The organism is uncultured Mycobacterium sp. (assembly GCF_964249325.1).
Classification (GTDB): Bacteria; Actinomycetota; Actinomycetes; order Mycobacteriales; family Mycobacteriaceae; genus Mycobacterium.
The window spans coordinates 53,131-60,330 of sequence record NZ_CAXUCH010000003.1 but is presented as its reverse complement, the minus strand read 5'-3'; the positions used below and the strand labels follow the sequence as shown (position 1 = coordinate 60,330).

General features: G+C 66.5%; 3 protein-coding genes and 2 pseudogenes (2 of these 5 cut by a window edge). 3 read left to right on the top strand and 2 right to left on the bottom strand.

Annotation, left to right across the window (positions count from 1 at the left end; genetic code table 11):
• The 3 genes and pseudogenes from recC to recD form a co-directional block, all read left to right on the top strand.
• Nucleotides 1-613 (top strand): annotated as a pseudogene (gene recC / locus ACFE99_RS01070) (exodeoxyribonuclease V subunit gamma); its annotated part reaches 1,783 nt to the left of the window's first position; the annotation flags it as partial.
• Nucleotides 613-3,888 carry an exodeoxyribonuclease V subunit beta gene (recB, locus tag ACFE99_RS01065; protein ID WP_375481578.1) on the top strand — a complete coding sequence of 1,092 codons (3,276 nt, stop codon included), beginning with the start codon at nt 613-615 and terminating at the stop codon, nt 3,886-3,888. The pseudogene recC and the gene recB, both read left to right, overlap by 1 nt.
• A complete protein-coding gene (gene recD, locus ACFE99_RS01060) occupies nt 3,885-5,633 on the top strand; it encodes an exodeoxyribonuclease V subunit alpha (protein ID WP_375481576.1) in 1,749 nt (582 codons plus the stop codon). Before recB ends, recD begins: the two co-directional genes overlap by 4 nt.
• A gap of 139 nt (nt 5,634-5,772) precedes the next feature.
• On the opposite strand, the gene ACFE99_RS01055 is transcribed toward recD, so the two are convergent.
• Both ACFE99_RS01055 and ACFE99_RS01050 read right to left on the bottom strand, forming a co-directional pair.
• Nucleotides 5,773-6,900, bottom strand: coding sequence for a fatty acid desaturase family protein (locus tag ACFE99_RS01055; RefSeq protein ID WP_375481574.1), 1,128 nt, complete (start codon nt 6,898-6,900; stop codon nt 5,773-5,775).
• Nucleotides 6,901-7,002: 102 nt separating this feature from the next.
• A pseudogene (locus ACFE99_RS01050) lies at nt 7,003-7,200 on the bottom strand (TetR/AcrR family transcriptional regulator); it runs 602 nt beyond the window's last position.

The following is a 7,200-nucleotide window of genomic DNA, read 5'->3' as shown; positions in this document are numbered from 1 at the left end:
GCGGGAAAGGTGCGGGCAGCCGGACGCCCACGACATCGCCGTCAACCTCGGCGGCAGTCGGCACCTGACCGGTACCGTCACGCCAGTCTTCGGCGACCGCATCGTCGACGTGACCTACTCGAAGCTGGGCGGCAAGCATCTACTCCAATGTTGGATCCGGCTCCTAGCGCTGGCGGCCCATGACCCCGACCGTTCCTGGACCGCGCTGTGCATTGGACGACGTGACGAGGACGCGGACCGTATCAAGACCCAGACGCTGTGGGCACCGCATAATGCCGTCGACGTTCTGGGCGACTTGGCATCTCTGTATGACGCTGGTCGTCGGGAGCCCCTGCCGCTGCCTATCAAGACGTCGTTCGCGTGGGCCAAGGCGCGCGACTCGGGCACCGATCCGCGACGAGCCGCCGGTTACCGGTGGACCTCGACGAATAGGTACCGGGGCGAGAACCAGGAGCGCGCCAATCAGGTGGCCTTCGGCCGGAACGCCCCCCTCGACGTGTTGCTAAGCCCGCCGCGCGCTGGCGAGGACGTGTCCGGGGAGGACACCCGGCTGGGTGCGCTCGCCGCGCGGCTGTGGTCGCCGCTGATCGAGTCCACGAGGGGTCGAAGCTGATGGATCGCTTCGACTTGTTGGGCCCATTGCCGAAAGAGGGCTCCACCACGGTGCTGGAGGCCAGCGCCGGCACCGGCAAGACGTTCGCGTTGGCCGGGCTGGTCACCCGCTTTCTCGCCGAGACCCGCATCACGCTCGACCAGATGCTGCTGATCACGTTTAACCGCAACGCCAGCCGCGAGCTTCGCGAACGGGTCCGCGGCCAGCTCGTCGAGGCGCTGGCCGCGTTGGACGGCCGCGTGCCCCCGGGCAGCGACCTGGTGCAGCATCTGGTGGGCGGCAGCGGCGAGGAATGCGATGTTCGGCGCGCACGCCTGCGCGACGCGCTGGCCAACTTCGACGCGGCCACCATCGCCACCACCCACGAGTTCTGCGGCCGGGTGCTGAAATCGCTGGGTGTGGCCGCTGATAGCGGCACAGACGCCACGCTGCAGGAAAGCCTCGACGATCTGGTCACCGAAATCGTCGACGACCTGTACCTGGCCCGGTTCGGGCCGCAAGAAGGCGATCCGGCCCTGACCTACAGACAGGCGCTCGACCTGGCTCGCGCCGTCGTGAACGACCCGTGTTCACAACTGCGTCCCCGCGATCCCGACCCGGACAGCACGGCCGAAATCCGGTTGCGTTTCGCCGACGATGTGAAAACCGAGCTCGAGCACCGCAAGGGGCGGCTGCGCATCCTCGGCTACGACGACCTGCTGACCCAGCTTGCGAAAGCCCTTGAAGCAAAAGACTCTCCGGCCCGCGACCGGATGCGTCAGCGTTGGCGGGTCGTGCTGGTCGACGAGTTCCAGGACACCGACCCCATCCAGTGGCGCGTACTCGAGTGCGCGTTCAGCGGGCGTGCCACGCTGATCCTGATCGGAGACCCCAAGCAGGCCATCTACGGTTTCCGCGGCGGCGACATCCACACCTACTTGCACGCGGCCCACACCGCAGAGGCCCGATACACGCTGGGTGTCAACTGGCGCAGCGACAAGGCACTCGTCGACAGCCTGCAGACGGTACTGTGTGGCGCGGCGTTGGGCCACCCCGAGATCGTGGTGCGCGACATCGACGCGCACCACGACGGGCACCGGCTGGCCAGCGCACCGCGCAACGCACCGTTTCGGCTGCGCGTCGTCAGACGCCCGTCGCTCGGCTATAACGACACCGACAACATCCCGATCGACACGTTGCGCCGCCATATTCCCGCCGATCTGGCCGGCGACATCGCGGCTCTGCTGGCCAGCGACGCGACATATGACGGCCGCCGGGTGAGAGCCGGGGACATCGCGGTGATCGTCGAGCGACACGAGGATGCCCGTGCCTGCCGGGATGCGCTGGCCGCTGCCGGCATTCCGGCGGTCTACACCGGCGACACCGACGTGTTCGAGTCTCAGGCTGCCAAAGACTGGCTGTGCCTGCTGGAGGCATTCGACGCGCCGCATCGCAGCGGGCTGGTGCGCGCCGTCGCGTGCACGATGTTCTTCGGCAAGACCGCGGAAACCCTTGCAGCAGAAGGCGATGCGCTCACCGACCGGGTGGCCGACACACTTCGGGAGTGGGCCAATCATGCCCGCCAGCGCGGGGTGGCGGCGGTGTTCGAGGCCGCGCAGCTGGCCGGGATGGGCCGGCGGGTGCTGAACCAGCTGGGTGGCGAGCGGCACATGACCGACTTGGCGCACATCGCGCAGCTGCTGCACGAGACCGCGCATCGGGAACGTTACAGCCTTCCGGCGCTGCGTGATTGGCTGCGTCGGCAGTGCGACACCCGCACCCGAATCAGCGAACACAACCGGCGGCTGGACAGCGACGCCGCCGCGGTGCAGATCATGACCGTGTTCGTGGCGAAGGGTCTGCAGTTTCCGATCGTGTATTTGCCGTTCGCGTTCAACCGGTACGTTCGCGCCGACGACATTCTGCTCTATCACGACGAGGACGACACGCGCTGCCTGTACATCGGCGGCGAGCGTCGCGGCCCCGAGCGCCAAGCAGTCGAGAGGCTGAACCGGCTGGAAGAGGCACGCAACAACATCCGCGTCACCTACGTCGCGCTGACCCGGGCGCAGTCGCAGGTCGTGGCGTGGTGGGCGCCGTCGCGAGACGAAGCCAACGGCGGGCTGTCGCGTTTGTTGCGTGATCGCCGCCGGGGCGATGCTCAGGTGCCCGACAGGTGCGAGTCGGCCATCACCGACGACGAAGCGTGGGCGGTGTTCAAACACTGGGAGGCTGCGGGCGGGCCGTCGGTAGAGGATTCAGTCATCGTCTCCTCGGCCGGCGTCGAAACGTTCTCCGATTCCGGTGATTTCGCGGTACGGCATTTCCACCGCGCGATCGACACCAGCTGGCGGCGCACTTCGTATTCGGCGCTGGTTCGCGGGGCGGAGGTCGTTGGCGTGGAAAGCGAGCCCGAGGTTGGGACGCGCGACGACGAGGTGGAAGGCGTGGTGGTCACCGCGTCCGGTGACGGTGTGGATATCGCCTCACCGCTGGCTGGAATGCCGTCCGGCGCAACGTTCGGGTCGTTGGTGCACGCGGTGCTGGAGACGGCGGACCCGTCGGCAGCCCGTTTTGCGGCCGAGCTGGAGGAGCAGGTGCGACGACACTTGGCATGGTGGCCGGTTGATGTTTCCGCCGCCGAGCTGGCCGCTGCGCTAGTGCCGATGTATGAAGCACCGCTAGGGCCGTTGGCAGGCGGGCTGACATTGCGGCAGATCGGGGTACGAGACCGTCTGCGGGAGCTGGACTTCGAGATTCCCTTGGCCGGCGGTGATCTGCGCGGTGCTGCACCGGATGTGTCGTTGTCCGATGTGGGTGAGCTGCTGCGGTTGCACCTGCCTTTAGGTGACCCGCTGGCGCCTTATGCCGATCGGCTGACGTCGGCCGGGTTGGGTGGGCAGTCGCTGCGCGGGTATCTGGCCGGCTCCATCGACGTTGTGTTGCGGATCCCCGGCCCGCGCTACCTGGTGGTCGACTACAAGACCAACCAGCTCGGCGACACTGCGGCCGATTACAGCCATGCGCGGCTCGCCGAGGCCATGTTGCATTCGGACTATCCGCTGCAGGCGCTGTTGTATGTGGTTGTGCTGCACCGGTTTCTGCGGTGGCGACAACCCGGCTACGATCCGGCGGTACATCTGGGCGGGGTGCTGTATCTGTTCGTGCGGGGCATGTGCGGTGCTGATACCCCGGTGGTCGACGGGAATCCGTGCGGAGTGTTCAGCTGGCGGCCGCCGGCCGAGCTGGTGGTCGCGCTCTCCGATTTGCTCGACGCGGGGAGGCAGGCGGCATGACTCTCGTAGAGACCGAAGTCGCCGTCGGCGCAACCGGTGTGCTGCGTGCCTTCAATGAGGCCGACGTTCTGGACGTCTCCGATGTGCATGTCGCCGGTCGGATCTGCGAGCTGGGTAATGAACCCGACGAGCGGGTGGCGCTGGCGGTGGCGCTGCTGGTGCGGGCGCTGCGGAGCGGATCGGTGTGCGTCGATTTGTCAACGGTAGCTTCGGCGGTCGGCGCTGAGGACGTCCCGTGGCCAGAGTTGGCGGATTGGCTGGCGGCGGTGCGGGCAAGCAGCCTGCTCGGCGACTCGCCGGTCCTGCATCTCGACGACGAGAGGCTGCTTTACCTAGACCGGTACTGGCGCGAGGAAAAGCAGGTATGCGACGACCTGCTGGCGTTGCTGGTGTCCAGGCAGACAGCCGAACTGGCCGCCTTCGAGCGACTTTTCCCGCCAGGGTACGAGGAGCAGCGGCAGGCAGCCGAAATTGCGCTGTCGCAAGCCGTGACCGTGTTGACCGGTGGCCCCGGCACGGGCAAGACCACCACGGTCGCGCGGCTGCTGGCACTGCTGGCCAAGCAGGCGGAGCTCGCGGGGTCGTCGCGGCCGCGGATTGCGTTGGCGGCGCCCACGGGCAAGGCGGCGGCTCGGCTGCAAGAGGCGGTGGCCATCGAGGTGGCCAAGCTTGACGCCGCCGATCAGGCACGCCTGGGTGAGCTGCAGGCGATGACATTGCACCGGCTGCTGGGCAGGCGGCCGGGGTCGTCGTCGAGATTTCGGCACCATCGCGGAAATCGGTTGCCGCACGACGTGATTGTGGTCGACGAGACGTCGATGGTGTCGCTGACACTGATGGCGCGGCTTTTGGAGGCGGTGCGCCCGGATGCCCGGCTGATTTTGGTCGGCGACGCCGATCAGCTGGCCTCGGTAGAAGCCGGTGCGGTGCTGGCCGATTTGGTGGACGGGCTATCGGCCCGCGATGACGTACGGGTGGCGGCGCTGAGGACCGTGCACCGGTTCGGGAAGGCGATCGGCGCCCTGGCCGACGCCATCCGGGCCGGCGACGCGGACGGCGCGCTGGGATTGTTGCGGTCGGGCGACCAGCATATCGAGTTCGTCGAAACCGACGACCCGAGCGAGCATCTGCGTTCCATCGTCGTGCCTCATGCACTTCGGCTGCGCGAGGCTGCGCTGTTAGGCGCCGCCGACGAGGCGTTGGCGACGCTGGACGAGCATCGGCTGCTGTGTGCGCACCGCCACGGTCCTTACGGCGTGCAGCACTGGAACCGGCAGGTGGAGACGTGGCTTTCCGACGAGACGGGTCAGCCACCGTGGTCGGAGTGGTATGCGGGGCGGCCGCTGATCGTGACGGCGAACGACTATGGGTTGCGTGTCTACAACGGCGACACCGGCGTGGTGGTGGCCGGACCGGACGGCTTGAGGGCGGTGATCGCCGGCGCAGCTGGGCCGCTTGACTTCGCGACCAGCCGGATCAGCGACGTCGAGACCATGCACGCGTTGACGATCCACAAATCCCAGGGCAGCCAAGCCAAGGAGGTGACAGTGGTTCTGCCGCAGGAGGATTCGCCGCTGTTGACCCGGGAATTGTTCTGTACCGCGGTGACTCGCGCCAAGCGAAAGGTGTGGGTTGTCGGGTCCGACGCTGCGGTGCGGGCGGCCATCGGTCGGCGGGCAGTGCGAGCGAGCGGATTGGCCCAGCGGCTGCAGAGTACCCACCTTCAAGCCAGGTCCCAGTGCTGATTCGCACTATGCCACGTCGATGCGGTCAATCCATACCTGTGCATCGGGAGATCCACGTCAGCTGTCTGCCCACTTGTCGACAAGACACGTGGTTACCGCCACGCGGCTCCTGGCAACGGCTGCCCCAGACCGCTGAGGGTCACACATGCCGGCGATCTCCGACGCCCGCGTCGGGTGCGTCATCGGAGGCGGAAGCGAGGAACCGATCCGGCAACGCCAACTTGCAGATTGTCCGGAAGGTGAGCAGGTACTGGCGAGCCAAAGGACCGGTCGTATACGGCAGGTCATAGCTCTTGCACACACCTCGCACCCTGTCCGCGATCTCCGCATAGCGGTTACTCGGGAGATCAGGGAAAAGGTGGTGTTCGATTTGATAGCAGAGGTTGCCGCTCAGGAACGCCATCACCGGCCCGGCGTGGAAATTCGCGGTACCCAGCATTTGTCGCAGATACCACTCCGGCTTCGTCTCACCCTCCAGCACGGCAGCGGTGAACTTCTCTGCGCCGTCGGCGAAGTGCCCGCAGCAGATCACCACGTACGCCCACACATTGCGGAGCAGGTTGGCGGCCACGTTTGCCACGAGGGTACGACGCCACCGCCGCCAACTGAGTGCGGGAAAGAACAGATAATCCTTGCCGGCCTGGCGAACGATCTTGCGGATCAGCGCACGGGTATAGACGGATTTCTTCACGCCGGTCGCCGCGCTACGACACTTCGATTCCCAGGCTTGCAGTGCAATGCCCCATTCGAACATGATCGCCAACAACAGGTTTCGCAAGGGCTGCACCAGGCTACTCGGCCGCCACTGTTGGTCGGGGGTGACCCGCATGACCCCGTAGCCGAGGTCATCGTCCATGCCGATGACGTTGGTGAACATGTGGTGGCGGTAGTTGTGGGAGTGGCGCCACTGGGACGAGACGCCCGCCATGTCCCACTCCCAGGTGCTGGAATGGATTTCTGGGTCGTTCATCCAATCCCATTGGCCGTGGCAGATGTTATGGCCAAGTTCCATGTTCTCGATGCTCTTGGCCACGGCGAGCGCTGTGGTGCCGAGGGCCCAGCCGACTTTTCTGCGGCTCCCGGCGACAACCAGCCGCGCGGCGACCTCGAGGCATCGCTGAAATGCGATGGCGCGCCGGATGTATGCCCTGTCTTTTTCGCCACGCGAATCCTCGACATCCCGGCGGATCGCGTCCAAGGCGACACCGAGCCCTTCCAGGTCCTCGCCGCTCAGATGGGCGTATTCGGCCACGTCTGCTATTGCCATGGGCGTCTCACGAACATTGAGCCGAGGTGGGTTGAGGCTTCTGGCGGGCCGAGGGACTTGGTGGGGAGATTCGAGTGCGGCAACATCGCGGTCACGTCCGTTCTAGGTGGTTTGTTTACGTCGACCCGGACCGGGTGTCCCCTCAGGAACCTCCGGGCCGGGGCGGCCGAGGTGGGCGGCCAACCCGCTGAGCAGGATGTCGAGTCCGCGGTCTAGTTCGGCAAGACCGTCGTAGGACGCCCAGGTCGGCGCGAGGTTACGTAAGTGGGGGAATTCGGCGATCGGCAGCCGGTAGAGGCC